At 64.4% G+C, this 464-nt stretch carries 1 pseudogene; it reads right to left on the bottom strand.

What is annotated here, in order from left to right:
• Nucleotides 1-93: 93 nt before the first annotated feature.
• A pseudogene (locus tag JWG43_RS20780) lies at nucleotides 94-464 on the bottom strand (lytic transglycosylase domain-containing protein); the annotation flags it as partial.

Genomic DNA, 464 nt, shown 5'->3' with positions numbered 1-464 from the left:
GTCATGGACGGCTCGTGATGGAATCGGACGCTGATCCCAGAATGAGACTGCCATGCTTAACGGGCGGTTTACCATCGGTTGCAATGCAACGACTCAGGTCGATTCTTTGCCATTTGGCGAGAAAGCGCCGCCAAAGCCGCTGCTGGACGATCCATCCTGACCGAGCAATAGCGCCAGAAGGCCTTGATCCTGCTTCAGCCGATCCAGACGTGCGGCCAGCATCTGGTCCTTGTCGCTCAGGTTCGGCACGGCGTATTTCGTCTCGCCGGCTCCGGCGGCGGGTGCGCCCTCGCCTGCCGTGCGCTGCAGATTGGCGTGGACCTCGGCGACCGTGGCGGCGCGTCCATTGCGATAGAAGATGCTGCGGTTGGCCCGCGCAGCGTCGGGGAACAGCGCTGCGGCGCTGCCGCCCGGATTACGATCCATCGCCTCCATCAAACCGGCGGCCCCAGCCGGCCCCAGGA

The sequence above is a fragment of the Desulfobulbus alkaliphilus genome (assembly GCF_016918545.1).
GTDB classification, from domain to species: domain Bacteria; phylum Desulfobacterota; class Desulfobulbia; order Desulfobulbales; family Desulfobulbaceae; genus Desulfobulbus; species Desulfobulbus alkaliphilus.
This window is presented reverse-complemented; position numbering and strand designations above follow the sequence as displayed.